The following is a 516-nucleotide window of genomic DNA, read 5'->3' as shown; positions in this document are numbered from 1 at the left end:
TTTTCTCTCTCCTAGCGTTCCTCTGGTTACCAAAATTGTGCTCTTTGCTCTGTTTTCCCTGCTACGCTATGCCACAGAAAAACGGCGAGCCTATATCTGGTTTCAGCGCCTGGCCAAAGCGCAGCGACTTACATTAGAATCCATGGCAACTGTTGCCGAGACACGTGATCCAGAAACAGGGGCTCACCTACAGCGCACTCAGCACTTCGTTAAGGCTCTGGCCGAACATCTCAGAGACAACAATATATACACTGAGATGCTAGATGATATGTATATCAAGCTCCTCGTTTACTCCGCACCTCTTCATGATATTGGAAAAGTCGGTGTGCCCGACGTCATCCTCACAAAGCCTGGCAATTTAACCACCGAAGAGTTTGAGCAAATTAAAAAGCACACATTATTTGGTGAAAAGGTTCTTGCACGAACGGCCAGGAAGATTGAGGGGGACAATTTTCTTGAGCTTGCCCGAGAGATCGCCGCTACACACCACGAAAAATGGGACAGGACAGGATACCC

Annotated in this window: 1 protein-coding gene; it reads left to right on the top strand. The window is 48.1% G+C overall.

The genetic code is table 11. The annotated features are described in order from the left end of the window. Positions 1-516: HD domain-containing protein (locus HQK80_09335; GenBank protein MBF0222410.1), on the top strand; the 516-nt coding region annotated here is incomplete at both ends.

The organism is Desulfobulbaceae bacterium, assembly GCA_015231515.1.
Lineage (GTDB): Bacteria > Desulfobacterota > Desulfobulbia > Desulfobulbales > VMSU01 > JADGBM01.
This window is presented reverse-complemented; position numbering and strand designations above follow the sequence as displayed.